The organism is Janthinobacterium sp. GW456P (assembly GCF_002127655.1).
In the GTDB taxonomy this organism is placed as follows: domain Bacteria; phylum Pseudomonadota; class Gammaproteobacteria; order Burkholderiales; family Burkholderiaceae_D; genus Janthinobacterium.
Window position 1 is genome coordinate 1 of sequence record NZ_NEHB01000045.1, and the last position, 24,810, is coordinate 24,810.

The 24,810-nt window shown below is 63.4% G+C and carries 24 protein-coding genes and 1 pseudogene; 21 read left to right on the forward strand and 4 right to left on the reverse strand.

The annotated features are described in order from the left end of the window. From CBW66_RS26775 to CBW66_RS26790, 4 genes and pseudogenes are all read right to left on the reverse strand, one after another. A pseudogene (locus tag CBW66_RS26775) lies at positions 1-329 on the reverse strand (hypothetical protein); the annotation flags it as partial. Next, positions 326-2,281, reverse strand: coding sequence for a type II secretion system protein GspD (locus CBW66_RS26780; protein ID WP_086140739.1), 1,956 nt, complete (start codon positions 2,279-2,281; stop codon positions 326-328). The pseudogene CBW66_RS26775 and the gene CBW66_RS26780, both read right to left, overlap by 4 nt. Positions 2,282-2,388: 107 nt before the next feature. After that, on the reverse strand, positions 2,389-3,774 hold the full coding sequence (locus CBW66_RS26785) for an ExeA family protein (protein WP_230492209.1): 1,386 nt from the start codon (positions 3,772-3,774) through the stop codon (positions 2,389-2,391). Continuing rightward, on the reverse strand, positions 3,771-4,499 hold the full coding sequence (locus tag CBW66_RS26790; RefSeq protein WP_086140713.1) for an ABC transporter ATP-binding protein: 729 nt from the start codon (positions 4,497-4,499) through the stop codon (positions 3,771-3,773). Before CBW66_RS26790 ends, CBW66_RS26785 begins: the two co-directional genes overlap by 4 nt. Positions 4,500-4,712: 213 nt before the next feature. Between CBW66_RS26790 and CBW66_RS26795 the strand changes: the two genes are divergently transcribed. From CBW66_RS26795 to CBW66_RS29825, 21 genes are all read left to right on the forward strand, one after another. After that, on the forward strand, positions 4,713-6,416 hold the full coding sequence (locus CBW66_RS26795; RefSeq protein ID WP_086140714.1) for a GspE/PulE family protein: 1,704 nt from the start codon (positions 4,713-4,715) through the stop codon (positions 6,414-6,416). Position 6,417: 1 nt separating this feature from the next. Beyond that, entirely contained in the window at positions 6,418-7,650 is a 1,233-nt protein-coding gene (locus CBW66_RS26800; protein WP_086140715.1) for a type II secretion system F family protein, read from the forward strand. Beyond that, positions 7,647-8,195, forward strand: a complete 549-nt coding sequence (locus CBW66_RS26805; protein WP_086140716.1) for a type IV pilin protein — start codon at positions 7,647-7,649, stop codon at positions 8,193-8,195. Before CBW66_RS26800 ends, CBW66_RS26805 begins: the two co-directional genes overlap by 4 nt. 58 nt (positions 8,196-8,253) lie before the next feature. Beyond that, positions 8,254-8,736 carry a type II secretion system protein gene (locus CBW66_RS29750; protein WP_086143011.1) on the forward strand — a complete coding sequence of 161 codons (483 nt, stop codon included), beginning with the start codon at positions 8,254-8,256 and terminating at the stop codon, positions 8,734-8,736. Between the two features lie 127 nt (positions 8,737-8,863). Further along, the gene (locus CBW66_RS26815) at positions 8,864-9,436 is read left to right on the forward strand and encodes a Tfp pilus assembly protein FimT/FimU (RefSeq protein WP_086140717.1); all 573 of its coding nucleotides are present in this window, start codon (positions 8,864-8,866) and stop codon (positions 9,434-9,436) included. A 10-nt stretch (positions 9,437-9,446) separates the two neighbouring features. Then, entirely contained in the window at positions 9,447-10,052 is a 606-nt protein-coding gene (locus CBW66_RS26820; protein WP_230492208.1) for a hypothetical protein, read from the forward strand. Then, positions 10,049-10,948: a prepilin-type N-terminal cleavage/methylation domain-containing protein gene (locus tag CBW66_RS26825; RefSeq protein WP_086140718.1), complete on the forward strand. Its 900-nt coding sequence runs from the start codon at positions 10,049-10,051 to the stop codon at positions 10,946-10,948. Before CBW66_RS26820 ends, CBW66_RS26825 begins: the two co-directional genes overlap by 4 nt. After that, the gene (locus tag CBW66_RS26830) at positions 10,945-11,403 is read left to right on the forward strand and encodes an agglutinin biogenesis protein MshP (RefSeq protein WP_086140719.1); all 459 of its coding nucleotides are present in this window, start codon (positions 10,945-10,947) and stop codon (positions 11,401-11,403) included. Before CBW66_RS26825 ends, CBW66_RS26830 begins: the two co-directional genes overlap by 4 nt. Before the next feature lie 23 nt (positions 11,404-11,426). After that, positions 11,427-15,173, forward strand: a complete 3,747-nt coding sequence (locus CBW66_RS26835; RefSeq protein ID WP_086140720.1) for a LamG domain-containing protein — start codon at positions 11,427-11,429, stop codon at positions 15,171-15,173. 168 nt (positions 15,174-15,341) lie between these two features. Continuing rightward, on the forward strand, positions 15,342-16,286 hold the full coding sequence (locus CBW66_RS26840) for an agglutinin biogenesis protein MshI (protein WP_086140743.1): 945 nt from the start codon (positions 15,342-15,344) through the stop codon (positions 16,284-16,286). Next, the gene (locus CBW66_RS26845; protein WP_086140721.1) at positions 16,283-16,975 is read left to right on the forward strand and encodes an MSHA biogenesis protein MshA; all 693 of its coding nucleotides are present in this window, start codon (positions 16,283-16,285) and stop codon (positions 16,973-16,975) included. Before CBW66_RS26840 ends, CBW66_RS26845 begins: the two co-directional genes overlap by 4 nt. Further along, the gene (locus CBW66_RS26850; RefSeq protein ID WP_086140722.1) at positions 16,972-17,691 is read left to right on the forward strand and encodes a type II secretion system protein GspM; all 720 of its coding nucleotides are present in this window, start codon (positions 16,972-16,974) and stop codon (positions 17,689-17,691) included. Before CBW66_RS26845 ends, CBW66_RS26850 begins: the two co-directional genes overlap by 4 nt. Further along, positions 17,676-18,056 carry an MSHA biogenesis protein MshK gene (locus CBW66_RS26855; RefSeq protein ID WP_230492207.1) on the forward strand — a complete coding sequence of 127 codons (381 nt, stop codon included), beginning with the start codon at positions 17,676-17,678 and terminating at the stop codon, positions 18,054-18,056. Before CBW66_RS26850 ends, CBW66_RS26855 begins: the two co-directional genes overlap by 16 nt. Positions 18,057-18,087: 31 nt before the next feature. Then, complete coding sequence (gene mshL / locus CBW66_RS26860) at positions 18,088-19,875, forward strand: pilus (MSHA type) biogenesis protein MshL (RefSeq protein WP_086140724.1); 1,788 nt, start codon at positions 18,088-18,090, stop codon at positions 19,873-19,875. Beyond that, positions 19,876-20,778, forward strand: coding sequence for an ExeA family protein (locus CBW66_RS26865; protein WP_086140725.1), 903 nt, complete (start codon positions 19,876-19,878; stop codon positions 20,776-20,778). 17 nt (positions 20,779-20,795) lie between these two features. Next, entirely contained in the window at positions 20,796-21,893 is a 1,098-nt protein-coding gene (locus tag CBW66_RS26870) for a tetratricopeptide repeat protein (protein WP_139841805.1), read from the forward strand. Positions 21,894-22,242: 349 nt separating this feature from the next. Next, positions 22,243-22,440: a hypothetical protein gene (locus CBW66_RS26875; RefSeq protein ID WP_086143008.1), complete on the forward strand. Its 198-nt coding sequence runs from the start codon at positions 22,243-22,245 to the stop codon at positions 22,438-22,440. 11 nt (positions 22,441-22,451) lie between these two features. Further along, the gene (locus CBW66_RS26880; RefSeq protein WP_086140727.1) at positions 22,452-22,868 is read left to right on the forward strand and encodes a hypothetical protein; all 417 of its coding nucleotides are present in this window, start codon (positions 22,452-22,454) and stop codon (positions 22,866-22,868) included. A gap of 103 nt (positions 22,869-22,971) precedes the next feature. After that, entirely contained in the window at positions 22,972-23,874 is a 903-nt protein-coding gene (locus CBW66_RS26885; RefSeq protein ID WP_086140728.1) for an alpha/beta hydrolase, read from the forward strand. An 88-nt stretch (positions 23,875-23,962) separates the two neighbouring features. Next, positions 23,963-24,460 (forward strand): DUF2625 family protein, encoded by a 498-nt coding sequence (locus CBW66_RS26890; RefSeq protein WP_329957617.1) that lies wholly within the window; start codon positions 23,963-23,965, stop codon positions 24,458-24,460. Next, positions 24,461-24,634, forward strand: coding sequence for a hypothetical protein (locus CBW66_RS29825; protein ID WP_329957616.1), 174 nt, complete (start codon positions 24,461-24,463; stop codon positions 24,632-24,634). Positions 24,635-24,810 lie beyond the last annotated feature (176 nt).

A 24,810-nucleotide genomic window follows, 5' to 3' on the forward strand; every position in this document is an offset into this window, starting at 1 on the left:
CTGGCGCGTGGCTTGGCAGGCGGCGGTTCCGGACGGGCGCGCGGCGGCTCGGGGGGCGGGCCAGCTTGCGTGCCTTGCTGTGAACCGGGCTGCGCGCCACTGGACTCGGGCTGCGGCGCGGGAGCGTCCTGCAGCGGTTCCAGGCGCAAGCTGCTTGCCGGCTGCGCGGGCGGTGGCGCAACTGGCGCGGGACGGGGCGGCAGGGCGTCGGCCGGCGCCAGTTCCAGCACCTGGTCGTAGGCTTCGGACGGCTTTTCCAGTTCTTCGTCGGAAAGGCTGTTCTGCTTGGCGCGCTCGGCTTTCTTGAGCGCCTGCATCAACAAGCTCATGGGACGTCTCCCTGCAGGCGTGCCTGCGGCTGGACGGCTGGCGCCGGCGCGCCATCCGTGTACGGCTGGCTGTTGAGCGGCGCCTGGCCGGGCAGCAGGTAACGGTAGTCGCGGTAATCGCCTTCGATGCTGGCATCCTTGACCACGACGGGGCGCATGAAGATCACCAGCTCTGTCTTGCTGCTGGCCTCATTACGATAGGTAAACAAATTGCCGACCAAGGGCAGGCTGGACAGGCCCGGCACGCCATCCTTGGCATTGTCGATGGAATCCTGCATCAGGCCGCCCATCACGGCGATCTGGCCGTTGCCGACCTTCATGATCGATTCCAGCTCGCGCGCCTGGATCACGGGCACCTTGCTGATCACGGTGGCCGTGGCCGTGGCCAGGGCCGGATTCGGGTCTTGCACGTAGCCGACGATGCGCGTGATGGTGGGGCGCACATTCAAGGTCACTTCATCGCTGTCGGAAATTTGCGGCGTGACGCTCATGACGAAGCCGACAGGCACCGTTTCCAGTTTCGATTCATAGGTGGCCGGCGTGGTGATGGTGCCCGTCGAGCTGATCACGGCAGGCGTCACCTTGATGGTAAAGAAGACATTGTTGTCGACCACCTTCAGCATGGCCGTCTGATTGTTGAGCACGCTGATCTTCGGACTGGACAGCACTTTCACCTTGCCGAACGATTCGAGCAGCTGGATGGTGGTGCGGAAACTGTCCTTCAGGTAATCGAGCACGAAGATGCCGGGCGTGGAACCAGGCGTGACGCCGCTGCTGAGCGCCTGAGTGCCCACCTGCTTCTGCGTCAGGCTCAAGCTGCCCGTCAGGCGCGACCAGTTGATGCCTTGCTGGTATTCATTGCTCAGGCGCACCTCAAGAATGGTGGCCTCGATCAGCACTTGCCGCTTGGCGCTGTGCAATACCGCGTCGAGGAATTCGGCGATCTTTTCGTGTTGGCGCCCTGTCGCCCGCACGGCGATCAAGCCGCCTTCCACATTGACGACGACGGACGAGGGGCTGCCCTTGTTGGCCAGTTTTAATAGCGGCAGGCCGTTCGCGTCGAGCGGCTGGCCAGGATTCGCATTCTGGTTCGGTGCCTGCTGGCCTGGCGCATACTGGCCGCCAGTCTGCATCGGCGCCTGGCTGCCGTATTGGTTGCCGCCCTGGTTCTGCTGCTGGCCCGGTTGGCCTGGCTGCCCCGCTACCTGCTGGCCTGGCGTATTGCCCGGTGCGGCCGTCAATTGCTGGTTCAGCTGCGCCAGCGGGTCGATCTGCACGTCGTTGAGCGTGGTGTCGCGCAACAGGTCGCGGATATTTTTTTCCAGGCTGTACCAGAAGTTATTTTCCGAACGATTCACGACCAGGGTGGTCGAATTGTTATTGCCATTGCCGCCGCTGCCTTGCGTGCCGCCAACCGGATTGCTGGCGTTGTTCGACCCGCCGCCCGCCGTGGAAATTTGCGTAGCGATATTCACGCTGCTGTTGGTGCTGCGCGCCATGTTGACGTAATCGATCTTGTAATTGCGCCATACAGGTGCGTCGGGCAGCACCGTCAGGTTCTTGCCATCGATTTCGTAGCGCATATCGACTTGCTTGCCGATACGTGCCAGCAGTTGCGGCAAGGTCTGGTTCAGCGCATTCAGGGTGACGCTGCCTTCAATCTGCGGGTGGATGTCGATATTCATGCCCGCGTCGCGCGCCAGCGCAAACAGCAGCGATTGCACGGGCACCTTGTGCACAGTGACGCTGTAGGTTTCCACTTTGGGCGCAGGCAGGGGCGCGGCCAGCGCGCTGCTTTGCTGCACCGGTTCGGGAATGGCGCCCACTGGCCGGGGCGGGGCATTGATGTGGGCAGGCGACAGCGGCATTTGATGCGTGGCGCAGCCGGACAGCACGGTGCCGCAGGCGAGGGCGACCCAGGAGGTCAGCACAGGAATAGGGTGTTGATTCATGAAAAGTTCGCCCTTGAAGTCATGTTGTGCTTTTGTAATTTTACCCAGCATGATCGCCTAAAAGCAATCGGGTGTGCGGGCCCTGGAGGCAATATACCGAAATAAAGTCAGGGAGTGCCACGCGCCGTTTGTAGCGGTGCCGTGGATTTCATTTCCGTGCGGATACTATCTATGTCGTTCAGTAATATTTTCTGTGGCGACTTGGGTGCGATCCTGGCCCAGACGGCATCGGCGCTGGCCCGGTCGGCGAAGCTGCCGTAGACGACGACCAGGCGCGCGGCGGCGCTCGCGGGCGCTGCGCCAGGCAGGCGAAACACGTGGAGGTCGCGCAGGCCGATCGCTTGCTGCGCCTGCTGCAGGAAAGTTTCCGCCGCGGCCGTTTCGGTGGCGGGCAGGCTGGCGATTTGCAGCACCAGTTGCTGCGGCCTTTGCCGTGCCAGCCAGTCGCGCGATTCGGCCAGCTTGCTGTCGAGCAGCGTCGACGGCGCTGGCAGCGGTGCGCGTGGGACGGCAGCCGGGGCCGGGATAGCCGCTGTTTGGCCCGGCGCCAGCCATTGCCACAGCAGTGCAGCGGCCAGCAGCAGCATCAGGGCGCTCAAGACGCCCGCCAGCAGCTTGCCCGCATGCCAGGGCGGGCGGTGGAAGGGGCTGTCGGCAATGGCCAGGCGCACATGGCGCGCGCTGATTTCCTGTGCATCGTCCGCAAACGCGGCCAGCAAGGCCTTGTCGGCCAGGATATTGACCCTGCGTACGATGCCCTGCGCCGCGCGCGCCAGCTGGCGCAGCGCGGCAGGCGTAAAAACGAGCGGCGCCATGCGGCCGGCGGCGGCCAGGCGGCACGCCAGATAATCGTTCAGCAAGGCTTGCGGCAGGCGCGGCACGGTGAAACTGTGGGTGATGCGTTCCTTCAATTGGCGAAACTGGGGCAAGTCCAAGGTGTGCTGCAATTCCGGCTGGCCAAACAGCACGATTTGCAGCAGCTTGTGGCTGGCCGTTTCCAGGTTCGTCAGCAGGCGCAGCGCTTCCAGGGTGGCGCCCGGCATGGCTTGCGCCTCTTCGGCCAGCAGCACCACCTGGCGCCCGGCCGCATGCCGGGCGATCAGCTCGCCGTGCAGCGAGCGCAGCGCGGCATCGGCGCGGCATCCGTCCAGTTCCAGGCCCAGTTCGGCAGCGATGGCGTGCAGGACTTCATCCGGCTCCAGGCAGGGATTGAGCAAGTACAGCACGTCGACCTGGGGCGGCAGGCGTTCGGCCAGCATGCGGCACAGCATGGTCTTGCCGCTGCCCACTTCTCCCGTCAGCTTGATGATGCCTTCGCCTTGCGTGACGACATACAGCAGCGCATCGAGCAGTTCGCCCCGCGTATTGCCGGGATAGAAAAAGGCGGGGTCCGGCGTGATGCCGAACGGCGCCGTGCGCAAGCCGAAATGGCGCAGATACATGCCGTGCGGCGAAGGCGCGTAGTGGCTGGAAACCTGCGTGTCGGTGTTCATGCCGCGATGCAATTGAGAAAAGCCTGCTCCAGGCTGGCGTCTTCCGTACCGCCATGGCGGGCGCGGCATTCGGCGGGCGTGCCCGTAAATACGATGCGGCCCGCATGCAGGATGGCCATGCGGTCGCACAATTCTTCCACGTCGGCCAGCGCATGCGAGGTGAGCAGGGCGCCGCGGCCCTGTGCGTGCGCTTCCCGCAGCACCTGCTTGAATTGCGCGCGCGCCTTCGGGTCGAGTCCGCTCATCGGTTCGTCCAGCACCAGTTGGGGCTTGCCCGACAGCATGCAGGCGGCCAGCCCCAGTTTCTGCATCATGCCTTTCGAATAGGTGCGCGCGGGGCGCAGCAAGGCGTCCGGCGCCAGGTCCAGCGCGTCCAGCGCTTGCTGCACGGCGTGCGCATCGGGGCGCGCATCGTGCAGGCGCGCCAGGTAGCGCAGGAAGTCGCCACCCGTCAGGTAATGGGGCGCCTGGAAGCGTTCCGGCAGAAACGACAGGGGCTGGCGCGCCGCGCCGTGCCGATGCGGCTGGCCGAAGATGGCGATGTCGCCCCGCTCGGGCGTGCAAAAGTCCAGCAGGCATTTCAGCAGGGAAGTCTTGCCCGCGCCATTCACGCCGACCAGGCCGAACAGTTCGCCCGCGCCTACCTGCAGGTCGACGCCGCGCAGCACGGCGCTGCCCGCCAGTTGCAGATGCACGTTATGGAATTCGATGGCGCAGGCGTTCATAGGGGCAATGGGCGGCAGGCAAGACGGTGAACGACCGCCATTATTGCCATGGGCGCAGGCGGGCGGCAAGTGTTTCCTTGCATCGTGTTGAAATGCGCAAAAATCAAATGATGGAATGTATTTTCTTTAAGAAACAACAGGTTCTGGAATAAAATGCCTGTGCGCGCCGCGGGCGTGTATCTTCTGTGGAATTTGTTTGTCGAGGAGTAAGCAATGGCAAGGCCAGAGAAAGTCCGGCTCGGTGAAATTTTGGTGCAGCAGAAGTTGCTGACGGAAGAACAGTTGGGCCAGGCCTTGACGGAACAGAAGCGTTCGGGACGCAAGCTGGGCCGCGTTTTTGTCGAGCACGGCTTCGTCACGGAAGAGCAGATTTCGGGCGCGCTGGCGCGCCAGCTCGATATTCCCTACATCAATCTGAAGTTTTTCAACATCAATCCCGAACTGGTGCGGCTGCTGCCGGAAACCCAGGCGCGCCGCTTCCGCGCGCTGGTGCTGGAAGACCGCCGCGAGGGCTTGCTGGTCGGCATGTCCGATCCCACAGACCTGTTCGCATACGATGAAATCTCGCGCCTGGTCAAGCGCCAGATCGAACTGGCCGTGGTCAATGAAACGGAAGTGCTGGCCGCCATCGACCGCATCTACCGCCGCACGGAAGACATCTCGACCCTGACGCGCGAGCTGGAGCAGGATCTGGGCGACGTGTCCGTCGACTTCGGCGCGCTGGCCGCCAATCCGGGTCTGGAAGAGGCGCCCATCGTCAAGCTGCTGCAATCGGTGTTCGAGGATGCCACGCAGGTGCGCGCCTCGGATATCCACATCGAACCGCAGGAAGGCCGGCTGCAGATCCGCTTCCGCATCGACGGCGTGCTGCACCTGCAGACGGAAGCGGACAGCAAGATCGCCAGTTCGCTGGCGCTGCGCCTGAAACTGATGTCGGACCTCGATATTTCCGAGAAGCGCCTGCCGCAGGACGGCCGCTTCGCCATCCGCGTGAAAAACCAGCGCATCGACGTGCGTATTTCCACCATGCCGACGCAGTACGGCGAATCGGTGGTGATGCGTCTGCTGAACCAGGGCGGCACGACCTTGCGCCTGGACGCCATCGGCATGCCGCCCAAGCTGGTGCAGCAGTTCCGCGCCATCGTCAGCCGCCCGAACGGCCTCGTGCTGGTGACGGGGCCGACCGGCAGCGGCAAGACGACGACCCTGTACTGCGCCTTGTCCGAACTCAATTCGGTGGAAAAAAAGCTCATCACGGTGGAAGACCCCGTCGAGTACCGGCTGGCGGGCGTCAACCAGGTGCAGGTCAACGAGAAGATCGAGCTGAACTTTGCCAGAGTGCTGCGCTCGGCCCTGCGGCAAGATCCCGACATCGTGCTCGTCGGCGAGATGCGCGACCAGGAAACGGCGCAAATCGGCTTGCGCGCCGCCATGACGGGCCATCTGGTGCTGTCGACCCTGCATACCAACGACGCCATCAGCACGCCGCTGCGCCTGATGGACATGGGCGTGCCGCGCTACATGGTGGGCAGTTCGCTGCAAGCCGTGCTGGCGCAACGGCTGGTGCGCGTGATCTGCGAAAGCTGCAGCACGCCGTACCAGCCCACGCCGAACGAATACGAATGGCTGCGCCTGGAGCTGGGCGAGCTGGTCGAGCGCAACCAGTATTTCCACGGCAAGGGTTGTTCGCATTGCAACGGCATGGGGTACCGGGGCCGTACGGGCGTGTACGAATTGCTGGAAATCACGCGCGCCGTGGCCGATGCCGCCAACCATGCCGATCCATCGCACTTCATGAAGGTGGCGACGGCGCAGATGGCCGGCGAAACCTTGCGCCGCCACGCCGTGCAACTGGTGGTGCAGGGCCGCACGACGGTGATGGAAGCGATGCGCATCAGCAACCAGAGCGAGGATTGAGGTGGCGTTTTTTGCTTACAAGGCGCGCAATGCCAACGGCGAACTGCTGACCGGCGTGATGGAGGGCGCGGACAGCGGCGCCGTGGCCGATCAGCTGTTTTCCACGGGGGCGACGCCGGTGGAAATCCTGGCGACCAAAAAAGCCGCCACCACCGGCGCCGATATCGGCTGGTGGCAACGGCTGACGGAGAAAAAAGTCAGCTCGATGGACGTGCAATTGTTCAGCCGCCAGCTGTACACCCTGCTCAAGGCGGGCGTGCCCATCATGCGCGGCCTGGCCGGCTTGCAGGAGTCCGCCATCAGCCCCGCCTTCGGACGCGTCATCAAGGATGTGCGCGAGTCGCTCGACGCGGGACGCGAACTGTCGGCCGCCATGGCGCGCCATCCGACGGTGTTTACGCCGTTCTACCTGTCGATGGTGCGCGTGGGCGAAATGACGGGACGCCTCGATGAAGTCTTCCTGCGCCTGTTCGATCACCTGGAATTCGACCGCGACATGCGCGCGCGCGTCAAGTCGGCCACGCGCTATCCCAGTTTCGTGATCGTGGCCATGCTCATCGCCATGGTCGTCGTCAATATGTTCGTGATTCCCCAGTTCGTGAAGGTGTTCGCCAGCTTCAACGCCGAACTGCCCTTGATGACGCGCATCCTGATCGCCACGTCGGCCTTCATGGTGGCGTACTGGCCTTTGCTGCTGGCAATGACTATCGGCGCGATAGCCGCTTTCCGGGCCTGGCTGCGCACGGTCAGGGGCCGCTACACGTGGGACCGCTACAAGTTGCGTTTTCCCATCGCCGGGAAGATCATTCTGAAAGGCACCATGGCGCGCTTCGCACGCAGCTTCGCCCTGTCGAGCACCAGCGGCGTACCCATCGTGCAGGCGCTGACCGTGGTGTCGCAGACGGTGGACAACGCTTATCTGTGCGCCCGCGTGGAGCAGATGCGCGACGGCGTCGAGCGCGGCGACAGCATCCTGCGCACCTCGGTGACGGCGGGCGTCTTCACGCCGGTGGTGCTGCAAATGATCGCGGTCGGCGAAGAATCCGGTTCGCTCGATGATTTGATGAATGAAATCGCCCAGATGTACGAACGCGAAGTGGATTACGAATTGAAGACCCTGTCCGCGCAGATCGAACCCATCCTGATCGCTTTTCTTGGCGTGCTGGTGCTGGTGCTGGCGCTCGGTATCTTCTTGCCGGTGTGGGATTTGGGCAAGGTGGCCCTGCATAAATGAGGTCGTGCATTTCGCCAAAAAACAACAGCGTGGCAGGCAGGGCAAGGCAGACGGGGTTCACCCTGTTTGAACTGGCCGTTGCCGTGTCCGTCATTGCCGTGCTGGCTGCAGTGCTGCTGAGCCGGCTGGTAGCGGTGCAGCAGGAGGCCGAGCGGGTCGCCGTGCAGCAAACGGTGCTGGCGCTGCGCGCGGGTCTGCGCATGAAAGTACTGGAACTGTATGCGGCGGACCGGCAAAATCAGTTGCCGGCGCTGGCGGGGCAAAACCCCATCGATTGGCTGGCGGAAAAGCCGCCTAATTATCTGGGTGAATATACGGCGCCGCAGATAGAAAAACTTCCTCAAAGTCATTGGTTTTTTAATAGAAGTAATGCAGAATTAATATATGTATTAAATCGAGGCAACACTTTCGGCCTTGGCCGTTCCGAGTTGCTTCGATTCAAGGTAAGCTTGCGGCAAGCGTCCGCTACGCGCGCTCAGCCCTCAATCCCGGATGCGCCCGATGTGACGTTGATACAGTTGGGTGTGGCCGGTGGGCTGAAATAGTTTTTTATTTTGTCGGCAAATTTTGCCAGCATTGTTTTTTGATTTTTTGGAGATCAGCATGAAACTGCAGTCAATTCGTCGTTTTCAACAAGGTGGCCAAGCGGGCTTTACGCTGATCGAGTTAATCGTCGTCATCGTCATCCTCGGCATCTTGGCGGCCACCGCGATTCCCCGTTTTATCAATTTGTCGGCAGACGCGCGCCTGGCTAAAATTAATGGCGCCCGTGCCTCGGTGCAGGCGGGTGCAGCCCTGGCTCATGCGCAATGGCTGGTCAATGGTGCGATTGCCACGGCGCCCTCGGTGGTCATGGAAGGCGCTACCATCACTCTGGCGAACGGCTATCCTACCGCTGACGCTGCCGGTATTCTCGCGGCAGCCGGCATTGCGGCACCGGATTTTAGCGTGACTGGCACGGGCCCGTTAACAATCGCCGCTGACGCCGCTCATGCCAGCTGTTCATTTACCTATGCGGCCGCTGCTGCTGCCAATGCCGCGCCGGTGGTGGGGCCCGTACCGACCACTGCTTCTCCGAATTGTTAAGGACGTAGTTCCCGCCTGCTGCGGCGATTCGCGCCGCAGGCGACCCGCCTGGCTTGCCAGGCGTTTTTTATTCTTCCTGGCATGTTTCAGCCGGCATGCCGCTCATTGCCATAGGTGCGAGTCCACGATGCTGTCTCCAGCAGGTTTGATGTTTGCCGGGCCGGCCAGTGAGCGGCGGCAGCGCGGCTTTACCCTGGTCGAACTGGTCGCCGTGCTGCTGGTGGGTGGGCTGCTGGCTGCCGTGGCCGCTCCCCGTTTCTTCCAGCAAGACAGTTTTGATGTGCGCAGCTTTGCCGACCAAAACGTGAGCATGCTGCGCTATGCGCAAAAACTGGCGATCGCGCAAAACCGGCCCGTCTTCGTGCAGCTCAACGGCAGCCGCATCGCCCTGTGTTTCAATACTGCCTGCGACGCGCCCAACCGCGTCTTGCCGCCTGCGGGCGGCAATAGCGGCCGAAAAGCCACCTTGGCCGCCTGCGCCAATGACACGGCGTGGCTGTGCGAAGCGGCGCCCGGCAATATCAGCTACAGCGTGCCGGCCGATGCCGCCGCTTTTTACTTCAATGCCCTGGGCCGTCCGTTCAAGGCGGCCGACGCCGAGCCCGTCTCGAGCTTTCCCGCCAGCGTCAGCATCGGCATCAGCGGCGGCATGACGCGCAACATCGTCGTCGAAGGGGAGACCGGCTATGTCCATTATTAGGAGAGCCGTCTTGCCGGAGCGCAGGATGGCGCAGCGCGGCGTGACCCTGATCGAGCTGACCATCTTTATCGTGGTGGTCGGAGTCGCCGTCGTCGGCCTGTTACAGATATTTACCCGCACCACCGCCAGCAGCGTCGATCCGCAATTGCGCAAGCAGGCGCTGGCGCTGGCCGAGGGCATGCTGGAAGAGGTGACCATGGCGCGCTTCACGTTTTGCGACCCGCTCGCCGATCCGGCCGCAGATGCGGCGACGAATGCCGCGCCGTTCAACGCTGCCACCAATCCCACCGGCTGCAACACGCCGCAGAATGTCAGCGCGACGGTGCCCGCCACGGGGCGGCCCTACTACAATGTCAGCGACTACGTGCGCGCATTCAATACGCCCGTGAACTACACGGAGGACGCGGCAGGCACCAGCTTTCCTGCCGGCTATGCGGTCAGCGTGGTCATCAGCCCCGATGCGGGACTGGGGCCGGCAGGCGCCACCTTGCCTGCGGACACCACGCCCGTCAATATGAATGTGCTGCGCGTCACGGTCACCGTGACTTACGGCACGAATCAGCAACTGGTGCTGGCTGGCTACCGCACGCGCTACGCAGGCAATGCCGTCCCATGATGCCTTTTTTACGCCCCCGGCAGCACGGTTTCACCCTGATCGAACTGATCGTGGTCATCATCATCACGGCCATCGTGGCCGGGATTGTGACGGTATTCATCCGCGCCCCCGTGCAAGGCTACCTGGATGTAAACGCCCGCGCCGAACTGGCCGATGCCGCCGATTTGGCATCGCGGCGCATCGCGCGCGACGTGCGCCTGGCGCTGCCCAACAGCGTGCGCGTGACAAGCAATGGAAGTGACAGCTATCTGGAATTGCTGCTGACCAAGACGGGCGGGCGCTACCTGTCGGAAGACGACAACCTCAGCGTGATACCGGGCAATGTGCTGGCCTTCGATCCCAGCACGCCGGTCGCCAATGCCAATGTGTTTACCATCGTGGGCGCCGTGCCTGCCGGCCTGCAGGCCATCGTGGCCGGCGACTTTATCGTCGTCAACAATCTGGGCGGCCAGCCGCCCGTGGATGCCTATAACTGCAGCGGGCAATGCAACCGCGCCCAGGTCGTTTCCATCAGCGACACCAACGTGACGCTGGCGAATAACCCTTTTGTTGCGCAAACGCCGTCCATGCCTTCCCTTAGCTATCGTTTCCAGGTGGTCAGCACGGCCGTCACCTATCGCTGCGCGCCGAATGCGAACGGCACCGGCACGCTGACGCGCTATGCGGGCTATGCGATCCAGCCCGCCCAGCCGGTGAGCGCCACCGCCGCGCCGCTCAATAGCGCGCCGTCGGCAGCGCTGATGGCGATGCAGGTTGCCGGCTGCGGTTTTTCTTTCACGACGCTGGCCAACGTGCAGCGCGGCCTGGTCAGCATCGGCCTGACCCTGGGCGCGCCCGGCAGCAATGCCGGCCAGATCACGCTGGTGCAGCAGGCACAGGTCAATAATTCGCCATGACGACAGCCAATCCCGCCATCCCGATGCCGCCTCGACGGCCGCCGCGCCGCCCGGCGCGCGGCTTCAGCATCGTCACCGCCATCTTCCTGCTGGTGGTGCTGTCCGCGCTGGGCGTGGCGCTGCTCTCCATCTCGACCATGCAGCATGCCGAGTCGGCGCTCGACGTGCAGGGCGCGCGCGCCTACCAGGCGGCCCGGGCTGGCATGGAGTGGGGCTTGTACCAGCAGCGCGTCAATAACAGTTGCGCCGCCAGCAGCAACTTTGCCTTGCCCGCGACTGGCGCGCTGGCCGGCTTTTCCGTCACCGTGCGCTGCACGCAGAGCGCTGGCGTGGTGCCGCGCTACCAGGTGACCGCCACGGCGTGCAATCAGCCCGGCGTTGGCGGTGTCTGCGCCACCGCCAACGCCACCAACAATCCCGATTACGTGCAGCGCGTCGTGCAGGCGGAGTTTTAGGCGAGGCAAACCAAAGGAGCGACATGCAGGCAGTCACGGCAGGATGGATACATGCACTGGGGCGCATGGCCTTGCTGGCCATATTGGCCATGCTGTGCTGCACTCCGGCACACGCAGTGACGTACGCCAATACCAGTTTTGCCTACAACTGGATCGACGCCAGCAATCATGCCAGGCTAGGCTACAACACCTCGCCGTACAAATTCAATGGCGCCGCCGGCTGCGGCACTACACCGCCCATCCTCGACGACACGCTCAGCGACGCCTTGCCCATCGGTTTTAACTTCATGTATTCGGGCGTGGCCTTCAGCAGCCTGCGCGTGATGACGAATGGCCGGGTGCAGTTCAATAACAACGTCACGTGCGGCTACGGCAGCCCGGTGCAGACGCTGCCGTATCCGGACAGCAGCTTGAACTACACCATGCGCATCTATGGCAACGACCTCGATCCCACCTCGAAGCTGGAATTGCCGACCTACAATACTGCCTGCGCCAGCCGCACCACCTGCTATATCAGCTACGCCACCGTCGGCACGGCGCCGTACCGCAGTTTTGTCGTGACGTGGAATAATGTGCCGGAGTGGACCACGGGCGCCAATCCGACCGGCTCCTACAGCCTGCAATTGATCTTGCAGGAAAACGGCGAATTCGTCTACCAGTACGGCGCTGCCGTGGCGGGGCCTTCCGCCAAGCTGGGACAGATCGGCTGGCAAGCCGACAGCAACGATTACGACACGCCGCAGACAGGCTTTCCGGTCAGCAATTCCGCCATCAAGTTCTATATTCCCCGCCCCGTGATCGAGTACCGCATGGAGCAGCCCAGCTGGAATAATACGCCGGGGCAGGTAAGCGATTCCAGCGGTAACGGGCGCGACGGCACGGTGCTGGGCGGCGCGCAGACCATCGCCGCCGGCCGCGTCTGCCGTGCCGCCAGCTTTCCTCTCAATACCAGCGCTGCGGCCGTCGATGCGATCGACAGCGCCCTGTCCGTGCCGGGCAACATGGGCGGCGCCGGCACCATCACGTTCTGGTACAAGGCCAATACAGCCTGGTCCGGCAGCGGCGCGCGCGATGCGCAGCTGCTCGACGCCACGCAGATGAACAATGAATGGTTTTTTCTCGTGCGGCGCAGCACGGGCGCCTTGCGCTTCGTCGTCACGGATAGCCTGGGCACCGTGCGCACGGTGGAAACGGCCGCCAACACGGTGGCGGCCGGCACCTGGAAGCATATCGCCGTGAGCTGGAGCTTCAATGCGCTGGCCGCCGCCAACAGCGACCACTTGCGCATATACGTCGACGGCGTGCTGCAAAAGGAGACGGCATTTACCACGGCGGCGGTGGTGTCGCCGCGCATCGGGACCCTGTTTATCGGCGACAACCGCAGCGCATTCACGGGGCAGAACGGCAGCGGCAACTCCACCGATGGCGCGATCGACGAGTTGCGTGCCTATAACTACGAGGGCGGCCTGGCACTGGTGCAGCGCGACCAGAATCTAAGCCAGGCAGGCTGCCTGAACCATTACGCGGTGACGAACACGGGCACCGGCCTGACCTGCCAGCAAAGCACGGTCACGGTCACGGCGCATGACGTCAATCACAACAATATCGTGATGCCGAACAACACCACGCAAATCCAGCTGAGCACCTCGAACGGCATCGGCGACTGGGCCCTGATCTCGGGCTATGGCGTGCTTGTCAATGGTACGCTGAACGACGGTGTGGCGACCTATCTGTTCAACGGCGAGTATCAGGCCGTGTTCGGCCTGAGCAGCGGAACGGCGGCCACCGTCAGCGTGAATGTGACGGATGGGCAGTTTACGGAGCAGGAAGACCAGGCGCTGGTGATCAAGGCCTGCGCCGTGGCGCGCTTCAACGCCTGCGAGGCGACGTCGCCGCGCTGCGTGCCCAGTACCAGCAGCCTGAACTATGCTCGCCTGAATACCAAGCTGGCCGACACGGCCTTCAAGCTCGACCTGGTCAAGCTGAAGACCGATGCCAGCCTGGAAAACACGTTCGCTGGCGCGGCCACCGTGGATTTGCTGGTCAATACCGCCACCGGCGTGGTGCTGGGCACGAATAACTGCCCGCTCACCCAGACCGCGGTGATTCCGCTGGGCCTGGTGGCGTTCACGGGCGGCTATTCGAGCACCAATGTGAGCATTCCGGCCAGCGCCATTGCCGCCGTGGCGCCCCGGTACAGCGCCTACCGCGACGTGCGCGTGCGCGTCACTTGCACGGCAGCCGTGTGCGGCACCGCCAATGTGGGATGTTCGACCGATAATTTCGCGGTGCGGCCGCAGCAGTTCACGCTCAGTTCCAACATGAGCAACAGCGGCCTGAGCGGCACACCCAGCCTGGCGGCGGGCGCCCAGTTTACCGTTGGCGCAACCGCCGTGGCCGGCTATAACGGCACGCCGCTGGTCGATAACTCCCTTGCTGGCCAGAAAATTACCGGTTTCCTCAGTGCCACCGACTACACCGACCGCCTCGCATCGGCCTCGAATGCCAGTCCGTTTCCGTTGGGGCAGGCGGTGCTGGCCAGCGGGCTGGCCAGCAACAGCGGCGTGACCTACGGCGATGTCGGCACCTTCCGCATGCTGCCCGAGGCGGTGCTCGACAATGCCTACACCAGCGTCGACCAGCCCGGCGATTGCGTCATCGGCAGTAGCAGCAATACAGTCGCGAATGGCAAGTTCGGCTGCAATATCGCCAACCAGGCGCAAACCCCGGCGCCCGTCTTCGGCCGCTTTTTTCCTGACCACTACGCGCTCACGGGTGCGCTGAGCGGCGCTTGCGGCGACTTCACCTATATGGGCCAGCGCGAACTGGGCGTCGTGCTGGGCGCGACGGCATTGAGCAATAGTAACCAGATCCTCGCGCGTTACGGCAGCGGCTATCCGGGACTCGCCAGCGTCAGCGTGGGCGCGGCCAATGCCGGGGCGGCACTGCCTATCGGCCGCCTGGCGCCAGCCTTGCCCGCCTTCGCGTGGAGCCAGGGGCGCAGCGGGCGTTCCTACTCGACCGACGGCGCCGCCTATGCCGCCGGCAGCACGCAAGTGGTGGTGGCAGGCAGCGGCGGCCTGTCGGCGGGCGAACTGATCAAATTCGGCGGCGACGGCGCCATCTACACGGTGCAGGCCGGCACTGCCGGCGCGGGCAGCATAACGCTCGCCGCGCCTGGCTTGCAGCAGGACATTCCAAGCGGCGCGACCGGCATTACGGTACTGCACAGCTTTAACCGGCTGGCCAGCGGTCAGGATGGCCCATACGAGGATTTTTCGCTGGTGGTGGGCATCAGCGACAGCGACGGCGCGCTCATTTCCAGCGTGAATGGCCTGGCGGTCGCACCCGCCGCCAGCGTCGCCATAGGCGATACCCGGCTGCGTCATGGTCGCCTGCGCATCAACAATATGTACGGTTCGGAACAGCGCGCGCTGCTGGTGCCCTTGGCCGCGCAATACTGGAACGGTAGCGCGTATGCGGCCAATACGCTGGACAACTGCACGGCCCTGCTGCGCAAGAATTTCGTCTTGAACAATTACCTCAACCTGACGGATGCCCAGCTGCCGGCCGCCACCACCTTGCCGCTCGACAGTGGCTTGCTGAAGCTGGGCGCCGGCAGCGTGCTGATGGCCAAGCCCGCCGCATCCGTGACCAAAAAAGGCACGCTCACCTTGCAGTCGCTGATCCCCTACCTGCCGGGACAGGCGCGCCAGACCATCGGCGCATTCAAGAGCGAACCCGTACTGTATCTACGCGAAATGTATTGAAGGGCGGGCGATTTTCCGGCGCGTCGTGACATTCGTGGTGTTTTCCTGAAAATGTGTTGTCAATTGTTTCTTTTTTAACCTGTTCATACCTGCGATGAATTAAAATTGATTCAATGCATCATTCAGACGACACCGCTGTCGTCGCATTTCATTCTCTGGATCGGTGGCATGGGTTTATTCGCAAAAGCAAAAAAACACGAGGGTTGGCTGGCGACATCATTCTCAGCGGAAGGTGTGTGCGCCGCCGTGGTCAAGCGGCGCGCGGACGACAAGCCGCTGGTGCAGGCGGTGGCCACATATGCGGGACGCAAGCCGCTGGCGGCGGCCATCCTGGAAAAAATGAACCGCGATGTGCACGCCCAGTCTTATCGGAACACCACCTTGCTCGGCGCGGGCGAGTACCAGTTGCTGACGCTCGATGCGCCGAACGTGCCGCCGGAGGAACTCAAGACCGCCGTCCGCTGGCGCCTGAAAGACATGATCGACTTTCCGGCGGCGGATGCCACCGTCGACGTCTTCGATATTCCAGCCGACAAGAACGGACCGGGGCGCGCGCAATCGCTGTTCGCCGTCGCGGCGCGCAACGCCGCCCTGGCCCAGCGCCAGGCGCTGTATGGCGCATGCAAGATCGCCCTGTCGGTCATCGATATCCCGGAAATGGCCCAGCGAAATATCGCAGGCTTGATGGAAACGCAGGGGCGGGGCCTGGCCATGCTGTCGTTCGATAGCGAAGGGGGACTGCTGACCGTGACGTTCGATGGGGAGCTGTATCTGGCGCGCCGCATCGACGTGACCGTGGCACAACTGGCCGATGCCAGCGACACCCTGCGGCAGCAATGTTACGACAAGATCACACTGGAACTGCAGCGTTCCTTCGATCATTTCGACCGTCAATTCCATTTTATTACCGTTGCCAGGCTGGTCCTGGCGCCCACCGGCAGCGATGGCTTGCATGCTTATCTGGCGGACAATTTGTACATGCCGGTCGAGGCGCTGGATCTGACGACCTTGTTTGATTTTTCCAAGGTGCCGGACCTGTCGGCCGCCGCCGGCCAGGCGCGCTTCTTCCTGGCCCTGGGTGCGGCCTTGCGGCAGGAGGAGACGCCAGCGTGAGCCAGCAAATCAATCTGTTCAACCCTGCGTTTGAAAAGCAGAAGCAGGCGCTGTCGTCGGTGGGCTTGCTGCAGGGACTGGGGCTGGTCCTTGCCGCCAGTGCCGCGCTGGTCTGGTTTGGCGCGCGCCAGGTGGCCGCGCTGGAGCGGGCGGCGGCCGACGCCAAGGTCGTGCTCGACGCACGCGAGGCGCGGCGGGCCGATGTCTTTGCGCGGTTTCCCGTGCGCGGCAAGGACCCGCTGATCGCGGGCGCGCTGAGCCAGGCCGAGGCCGACCGCAGCGCCTTGCAGGAAGCGGGCCAGATTCTGCAGGGCGGTGAACTGGGCAATACGCACGGCTATGCCGATTATTTCCGCGCGTTCGCGCGCGCCAGGGTCAACGGTTTGTGGCTGACGGGGGCGAGCATCGCCGGCGCCGGCAAGGAGATCGGCTTGCAGGGGCGGGTCGTACAGCCGGACTTGCTGCCCCAGTACATCAGCGCCTTGTCCAGGGAATCGGCCTTGCAGGGCAAATCGTTCGCGCGCCTCGACATGACCACCGCTCAGCTTCCCGCTGCCCCCGCTTCCGCGCCGGTGTCGCCGGGCGCAGCGCCGGTCGCTGCCGTGGCAGCCTCGGCGCCGCGCTTTATCGAATTCAGTTTGCAATCGTCGGCGGCGCCCGCCAGCGGCGCAGGGGCGGTCAAGCAATGAAACAGCAATGGCAAAAATTCGCGCTGAAATTTGATGCGCTCAGCGTGCGGGAACGGATCATGATCTTTGGCGCCAGCGCCGCGCTGCTGATCTTCATGGCCTTTTATCTGTTCATTGATCCGCAGCTGGCCAAACGCAAGGCGCTGGCCGACACGATTGCCCAGCGGCAGCAGGCTGTCGCGGCCATCGATAACGAGGTGGCGCAAAGGATGGCCGCGCATGCGGGCGACCCGGACCAGCAGGACCGCATCCGGCTCGAACGCATCAGGCAGGAAGTCCAGCAGATGCGGCATGCCTTGCAATCGACGCAAAATGGCCTGGTGGCGCCCGAGCGCATCGTGCCGATGCTGCAGCAATTGCTGAAACAGCAGGCCCGCTTGCATCTGGTGTCGCTGGCTACCCTGCCATCGGGCGCCATGGGGCAGGGCGGTCATGCCGCCGCTATATCCGCGTCCGCGCCTGCCGCCACGCCTGCCGCGAAGTCGCCAGCGGAATCCGAACCGGCCAAGGCGCCGGCCCTGCTGTACCGTCATGGCGTGGAAATCGTATTGCGCGGGAATTATCTGGATATGGTGAATTATATGGATGCCGTCGAGGCCATGCCTGCCCATGTGTTTTGGGGCAAGGTCAACATGCAAGTCGAGCAGTATCCGAATGCCACGCTGAGCCTGACCTTGTACACCCTCAGCCTGGACGAGAAATGGATCGCGCTGTGATGCGCGCCGGTCGCTATATGGTGCTGGCGGGCGCGTTGCTGGCGCTGGCGCCGGGGCTGTTTGCCCAGACGCTGGCCGATCCCACGCGGCCGCCCGATGCGGCATCCGTCCAGGGCGGTACGGCTTCTGCCGGCGCGGCGCGGCCGCAGCTGCAATCGGTGCTGATTTCCAATCAGCCTGGCGGGCGGCGCCTGGCCGTGATCGACGGCCGCAGCGTGCGTGCGGGCGACAAGCTGGGCGGCGCGGTCGTCGTCGGTATCGGCGAGGCGAGCGTGACTTTGCGGCGCGGCAAGACGCTGGAAACGCTGCGGCTGTATCCGAAGACGGTCGACGCAAATGATGCAATGCATGTGCGAAGGAAATAGGTTCATGTCACCCAATAAACACAAGGCGGGAATGCGGAAGATACTTGAAATAAGCAAGCGGGCTGGTGTCCTGGGACTTGCAGCGGGCTTGTGCGCCTGCAACGTCGCGCCTGTGAAACGCGACACCTATAACGCGATCAAGGAGCAGGTGGCTGGCGCGGCCGCCACCACCAGCCCGGCGGCGCAATCCGACGCGGTGGAAAACGCGCTGCTGCCGCCGGCGTCCGCGCTGGCCGCGCAGCTGCCCAAGGCGCGCGGCGTACTCGATGAACGCTTCAACGTCGCGTTCAACAACGTTCCGGCGCGCCAGTTCTTTCATTCGCTCGTCAACGGCACGCGCTACAACATGCTCGTGCATCCGGATGTGCAGGGCAGTATTTCCGCCAATCTGAAAGATGTGACCCTGTTCGAGGCGCTCGACGCCGTGCGCGAGATGTATGGCTATGATTACAAGGTCGAGGGCACGCGCATTACGATACGGCCGCTCACCATGCAAACCCGCATGTTCCAGGTCAATTACCTGACAGGCAACCGCAAGGGCATGTCGAACCTGCGCGTCAATTCGACGTCGGTGTCGAATGCGGGCACCAGCAACAGCGGTCAGAGCGGGAGCAACGGCGGCCAGCCGGCACAGCAGAACCAGCCGCAGCAGCCGGGCCAGTCGGGCCAGCAAGTGGTGCAGGACAGCGCCAACCTGAGTACCACGTCCGACAGTAATTTCTGGGCTGAGCTGAAGGAATCGCTGGGCGCCATCATCGGTGGCACGGCCGACGGCCGCAAGGTGGTGATCAGCCCGCAGTCCGGCGTCGTCGTCGTGCGCGGCATGCCCGATGAGCTGCGCGCCGTTGATCTGTACCTGAAGGCAACCCAGCTGTCGGTGGACCGCCAGGTGATCCTGGAAGCCAAGATCCTCGAAGTGGAACTGAACGATAATTTCCAGACCGGCATCAACTGGGCCTCGTTCGCCTCCATCAAGAGCGGCCACACGAACCGCATCTCGACGGGCTTCATCCAGCCAGGCGCTACCCTGGCGCCGCTGCCGTTCAACGGCGGCCAGCCGCCGAACATGACGAATGGCAGCGGCTTGACGGCCAGCAGCGGCTTTGGCCTCAGTTCGGCGGCGAATGCGGCCGGCTCGATGTTTGGCCTGGCTTTCCAGACGGCCAATTTCGCCGCCATGATTACTTTCCTGGAATCGCAGGGAGCCGTGCATGTATTGTCGAGTCCGCGCATCGCCACCATGAACAACCAGAAGGCCGTGCTGAAGATAGGCACGGACGAATTCTTCGTCACGGGCGTGAGCACCACCGTGACCTCCACGGGCACCACGGGCGGCACCACTTCCAGTCCGAATGTCACCTTGCAGCCGTTCTTTTCCGGCGTCGTGCTCGACGTGACGCCGCAGATCGACGAGCAGGGCAACATCATCCTGCACGTGCACCCGTCCGTCAGCCAGGTGACGACCGTCAACAAGCAGATCGACCTGGGCAGCGCCGGCTCGTTGAAACTGCCGCTGGCCGCTTCCAGCACGTCCGAAATGGACAGCATGGTGCGCAGCCAGGATGGCCGCATCGTCGCGATCGGCGGCCTGATGCGCCAGGCGACGACGTCGGACCGCTCGCAAGTGCCGGGCGCGGGCGATATTCCCGTGCTGGGCGCGCTGTTCCGCAACACGGGGCAGGTGATCCAGAAGCGCGAACTGGTGGTGCTGATCAAGCCGACCATCGTCGAGGGCGCCAACAGCTGGAACCAGGACTTGCTGGAATCGGGCAAACGCATCGAGGCGCTCGACCCGCGCCGGCCATCGGAGCGGCCTTAAATGTACCAGGCCCATTTCGGCTTGCGCGAGGCGCCGTTCGGCCTCACGCCCGATACCAGTTTTTTCTTCAACGGCCCGCAGTCGCAAAAGGCGCTCAACACCTTGCTGGTGGCGGCGCGCAATGGCGAGGGCTTCATCAAGATCACTGGCGAAGTGGGTACCGGTAAGACTTTTCTGTGCCGCAAGTTCATGCAATCGTTGGGGCCGGATTTCGTCACGGCCTATATCCCGAATCCTAACTTGTCGCCCCGATCGCTGATCCTGGCGCTGGCCGACGACCTCGATGTATTGCTGGAGAAAGAGGCGGATCAACACCAGCTACTCAAATCCCTCAACTTGCGCCTGCTCAACCTGGCGGCGCAAGGCAAGCGCGTGCTGCTGTGCCTGGATGAAGCGCAGGCAATTCCCGTCGACAGCCTTGAAGCGCTGCGCCTGCTGACGAACCTGGAAACGGAAAAACGCAAGCTGCTGCAAATCGTGCTGTTCGGCCAGCCCGAACTTGACGTCAAGCTGGCCCTGCCGGAAATCCGCCAGCTGGCGCAGCGCATCACCTTTCACTACCACCTGGGGCCTTTGTCGCGCGACGACGTGGATTTCTATGTCGCGCACCGTTTGCGCGTGGCCGGTTTCGATGGCGCGCGCCTGTTCAGCCGTGGCGGCGTGCGCAAGCTGTACCAGGCTTCCGGCGGCATCCCGCGCCTGATCAACATCATGGCGCACAAGGCGCTGATGGTGGCGTATGGCGAAGGGCGGCAGCAGGTCAGCGGGCGCCACGTGGCGCTGGCCGCCAGCGATACCCTGGCCAGCAAGCCGCGCTTGTGGCGGAAGCCCTGGCCATGGCTGGCCGGCGCCGGCGTGCTGGCCGCCGCCTGCGGCGTGAGCTGGACTTTATTGAACCGATGACGAAGATGAGCCTGTAGATGAGCCTGATTAACAAGATGTTGCAAGACCTCGATGCGCGGGGCACTCCCGATGGACGCGGCGACGCGGCCGGCATCCGCTCCGTGCCCGAACGCGAGCGGGGCCTGCCGCGCGCGCTGGTCTTCGGCGGCGTGGCCGGCCTGACGGCGGTGGCCATCGCCCTGGGCTGGGTCTACCTGAAGCGGCCGGCCGTGCCGCCCGTGCTGGTGAATGTGGCCAGCAACCCGGTTCCGGTGCCTGTTCCTGCGCCCGTTCCCGTTCCTGTGCCTGTTGTTCCCATTACACCCGTGCCAGTGCCGGTAGTGGCTGCCCCGGCGGCGCCCGTCGTGGTGGCGGAACCCAAGCCCGCGTTAGAGGCCGTGAAGACGGTCGCGCCAGCCAGGCTGCGCGATGCTGAAATACGCCGCATCACTGGAAAGCCGGCCAAGCCTGCCGAGGAGCATGTGGCCAAGGTGGCAGTAAGGACGGCAGCGCCCGCCGCCAGCGACCGCATCATCGACGGCAAGCAAGTCACGCCGCAGCAGCGCGTGGAAAATGCATACCGGCGCGCGCTGGCCCAGCTGCAGGATGGCCGCGTCTCCGAAGCGTTGCTCGGTTTGCAGCAGACCCTGCAGCTGGACCCGCGCCATCAGGGCGCGCGCGAAACCCTGGTGCGCCTGCTGCTCGAAGCGCAGCGCCCCGACGAGGCGGCCCGCCAGTTGCAGCTGAGTCTGACACTGGACCCGAAACAGCCGGCGCAAGCGATGATGCTGGCCCGTCTGCAGCTGGACAAGACCAACGGCGGTGCCGTGGCCCTCGACACCCTGATGCGCAGCTTGCCGTACGCCGCCGACAGCGGCGAATACCACGCCTTCCTGGCCGGCGTGCTGCAGCGCGAGCAGCGCTACCGCGAAGCGTCCGAGCACTACCAGCTGGCCCTGCAGGCGGCGCCCGACAACAGCGTCTGGTGGATGGGGCTCGGCATCGCCTTGCAAGCGGACAACCACCCGGCCCAGGCGCGCCAGGCGTTCGAGCGCGCCAAGGGCTTGCAAACCCTGACGCCGCAGTTGCAGGCGTTTGTCGAGCGCAAGCTGGTGCAGTTGGCGGCGGCCAAGTAAGTGCGGCCGATTGCGGCGCCGCCGTTGGCAAGCGGGGCGAGCACGATACGTCCGCTTTTCCTGTCGGCAGCGTTGCTGGCGCTATCCACCGCCGCCGCGGCAATTGCCGGAAACGGATGAATCCGTGGACAAGACAAGATGTGCGCTGCCTGGAAATTCCCCGATGCCCCGAATACCGCCTGCTTCACGACCACGGAGGTCTTGAACGGCGCTCCCATCGCGCTGGTGTCTCATGACGACGAAGGGGATTGGCAATTTCACGCTGCCTCAAATGCAACGATGTTAAGTTCAGTCAAGATTGCCTGTCTGGCAGACATGCTACGAAGAGATGACTTGTTGGCGGAGTTGCATGACTTGCCCCGCGGATGGGGCGCGCGGCGACGGCCAGTGCGAACGGATGTGGGGGCGGGTGACCGGCGTCGATGAAGACGAGGGGTGCTACAGCGGCACCATCGCGAACCATCCGCGGCATGCGGCGGCCAGCTATGGCGACTTGCTCGCGTTCCACCCCCTGCATGTGGCCGATATCGCTGGTGAACAAGATTGAAAGGACGCGCCGTGCGCAATGAACGCGAGGGGGCTAAAGAAGCGCGCCGGGAAATCCGGCGCTACCAGGAACATATCAATTCGCCGCGCCTTTGTCCGGACCAGTGTTACCGCATGGCCAGCCCGACGTATGCGCTGGTGTGCCATGTCAACCAGGTGACGGGCCTTTTCCTGAGCAAGAACTATTACGTGATCCCTATTTTCCTCCAGCGCGCCCATGCAACGCTGCTGGAGTTGAAGGCAGAACGTGTCAGCGAGCCGTATCGCAAGCTGGTCGAGCAGTATCTGAGCCATATCGCGCATTTCATCGTCGATTTTCAATGCCTGGCGGAAGACGAACGGCAAGCCGCGCAATATATCCCGCCAGCGCTGCTGGCCCTCATGCCAGAGATCTTGCCGGAAGACTTGCCCATGGACGGCGAGTTTTGATATTGTGGTGCGGATGTATTTTTGGCACTATTGGAATGGCGTCATGTCCATTTCAGATTGTTGATATCATCGCGCCATCACTGACTACGTCAAGGAACCCCGTTTGAAATCCCTCAGCCTGCTGCTCGCACTCTGCTGCCTGCTCAACAATGCCCATGCCGCGCCCTCCAGCGCCCCCGCCAGTTACGTTTTAGAGCATACGGAAGTGCGCGACATCCATGCGCAAACCTTGAACCGCGACTACCAGGTGTATGTGGCCTTGCCCGATTCCTATCGGCAGGGGAATAAACGCTACCCGGTGCTGTTTGTCGTCGACGCCAATTATGCGTTTCCCGTCGTGCGCAATATCGCCCAGCGCCTGAACAAGCATGCCGGGATGGAAGAAGTGGTGGTGGTCGGCCTGTCGTACGCCAACGGCGATGGCGGGGTGTACAGCCGCCGCCGCGACTACACGCCCACCACGCCGCGCAAGCACGATTACCGCTCGGACATGCCGGGGCGGCAGCCGGCGTTCGGCGAAGCGAAGGCGTACGGCCAGTTCGTCTCGGGCGAGGTGTTTCCCTTTATCGCCAGTAACTATCGCGTGAACATGCAGCGCAAGGTGTTTATCGGCCATTCCTACGGCAGTCTGCTGGGCCTGCAATTTTTGCTGACGGAACCGCGCACCTTCGAACATTACATCCTTGGCAGTCCGTCGCTGTGGTACGACGCCGGCGTGATGTTCGATCGCGAGCAGGCGTATGCCGCCAGCCACAAGGACTTGCCCGCATCCGTGTTCTTCGGCATCGGCGGCCTGGAAAAGCTGGCGGCAGGCAAGAAGCGTTCGCGCTCCGAGGAAGACGCCGACATGGTGGCGGATTTGCGCGAGTTCGACGGCAAGCTGAAATCGCGCAAGTTTCCGAATTTGAAGACGCGTTTGCGCGTGTTCGAGGACGAAGACCATGCGAGCGTGTTTCCTTTTGTGCTCACGCATGGATTGCGGGCCTATCTGACGTCCGCAAAATGAACGGTGCCGGGTGCCGTCCGCCAGACAGTGCCTGCGTCGCCGTGCACATTCCGACCGCCGGAAGCGGTCATCGATAAGGTCAGCTGACATGCGTACATTGAATGAATTAATCGATAGCGTAGACCCGGCGTTTCCGCTGATCAGGCAATGGGCTGACGAGGCCGACTTGCCGGTGGAATTGCTGCCGCCCTCGGCCAGCAGGGCGGATGTGCTGCTGAGCCTGCAGGTCACCACGCGTTCTCCCTTGGGCGCGATAGCCTATGAAACGGGCGGCATCCTGGTGGATGACGGCTGGCTGCGCATATTGGGATCGGGCCACGCCAGGCTGGACCGGGATATTGCTGCCTGGAACAAAGGAAAGGCCGACGGTTTTCTGCTGGTCGCCGACGACGTGCTGGGCGGATTTTTTGCCATCAACGGCGGCGCACTCGGGGAGGACCAGGGTAATTTGTATTACCTGGCTCCCGAGACGCTGGAGTGGGAAGCGCTGGAGATCGGCTTCACGACGTTTGTCCAATGGGCATTCACGAGCCAGTTGCGGCAGTTTTACGGCCGCCAGCCTGGCAATGCGGATGGCTTTGACTAATTGCCCGAATTGCCCTTGCGCGGTGAGCTATGCCTGAATTTTTATCCATTTCTGTGGACGCAAGAGGGTTCCCTCAAGACCAGTTCGCGGCGCGTCATAGCCGTGGAAGAGCAGTGGGCGCTCAACCTCGACCTGAAACAACAGTTGCCCGATGCGCCTGCGAACGCGGGCTGAGCCATGGCCTGCGGGCGCCGCTGAACGCATCGCAAAGCGCATCCCGGACCGGCGAAATGGCATTTCAACCCACTAATCAAGCGGCTTGTCGCAATGGCATGCGCCAGAAAAGGGCAAGGGGATAGCATACAGTGGGCTGTTTCGTGATGAGCGCCCGCAAGCGAGTGTCCGATGCT

Excerpts from the sequence above, each read along its gene's own strand:
- CBW66_RS26780 (WP_086140739.1), bottom strand. The coding sequence starts at position 2,281 with ATGAATCAACACCCTATTCCTGTGCTGACCTCCTGGGTCGCCCTCGCC.
- CBW66_RS26785 (WP_230492209.1), bottom strand. The coding sequence starts at position 3,774 with ATGAACACCGACACGCAGGTTTCCAGCCACTACGCGCCTTCGCCGCAC.
- CBW66_RS26790 (WP_086140713.1), bottom strand. The coding sequence starts at position 4,499 with ATGAACGCCTGCGCCATCGAATTCCATAACGTGCATCTGCAACTGGCG.
- CBW66_RS26795 (WP_086140714.1), top strand. The coding sequence starts at position 4,713 with ATGGCAAGGCCAGAGAAAGTCCGGCTCGGTGAAATTTTGGTGCAGCAG.
- CBW66_RS26805 (WP_086140716.1), top strand. The coding sequence starts at position 7,647 with ATGAGGTCGTGCATTTCGCCAAAAAACAACAGCGTGGCAGGCAGGGCA.
- CBW66_RS29750 (WP_086143011.1), top strand. The coding sequence starts at position 8,254 with ATGAAACTGCAGTCAATTCGTCGTTTTCAACAAGGTGGCCAAGCGGGC.
- CBW66_RS26815 (WP_086140717.1), top strand. The coding sequence starts at position 8,864 with ATGCTGTCTCCAGCAGGTTTGATGTTTGCCGGGCCGGCCAGTGAGCGG.
- CBW66_RS26825 (WP_086140718.1), top strand. The coding sequence starts at position 10,049 with ATGATGCCTTTTTTACGCCCCCGGCAGCACGGTTTCACCCTGATCGAA.
- CBW66_RS26830 (WP_086140719.1), top strand. The coding sequence starts at position 10,945 with ATGACGACAGCCAATCCCGCCATCCCGATGCCGCCTCGACGGCCGCCG.
- CBW66_RS26835 (WP_086140720.1), top strand. The coding sequence starts at position 11,427 with ATGCAGGCAGTCACGGCAGGATGGATACATGCACTGGGGCGCATGGCC.
- CBW66_RS26840 (WP_086140743.1), top strand. The coding sequence starts at position 15,342 with ATGGGTTTATTCGCAAAAGCAAAAAAACACGAGGGTTGGCTGGCGACA.
- CBW66_RS26850 (WP_086140722.1), top strand. The coding sequence starts at position 16,972 with ATGAAACAGCAATGGCAAAAATTCGCGCTGAAATTTGATGCGCTCAGC.
- CBW66_RS26855 (WP_230492207.1), top strand. The coding sequence starts at position 17,676 with ATGGATCGCGCTGTGATGCGCGCCGGTCGCTATATGGTGCTGGCGGGC.
- mshL (WP_086140724.1), top strand. The coding sequence starts at position 18,088 with ATGCGGAAGATACTTGAAATAAGCAAGCGGGCTGGTGTCCTGGGACTT.
- CBW66_RS26865 (WP_086140725.1), top strand. The coding sequence starts at position 19,876 with ATGTACCAGGCCCATTTCGGCTTGCGCGAGGCGCCGTTCGGCCTCACG.
- CBW66_RS26870 (WP_139841805.1), top strand. The coding sequence starts at position 20,796 with ATGAGCCTGATTAACAAGATGTTGCAAGACCTCGATGCGCGGGGCACT.
- CBW66_RS26875 (WP_086143008.1), top strand. The coding sequence starts at position 22,243 with ATGACTTGCCCCGCGGATGGGGCGCGCGGCGACGGCCAGTGCGAACGG.
- CBW66_RS26890 (WP_329957617.1), top strand. The coding sequence starts at position 23,963 with ATGCGTACATTGAATGAATTAATCGATAGCGTAGACCCGGCGTTTCCG.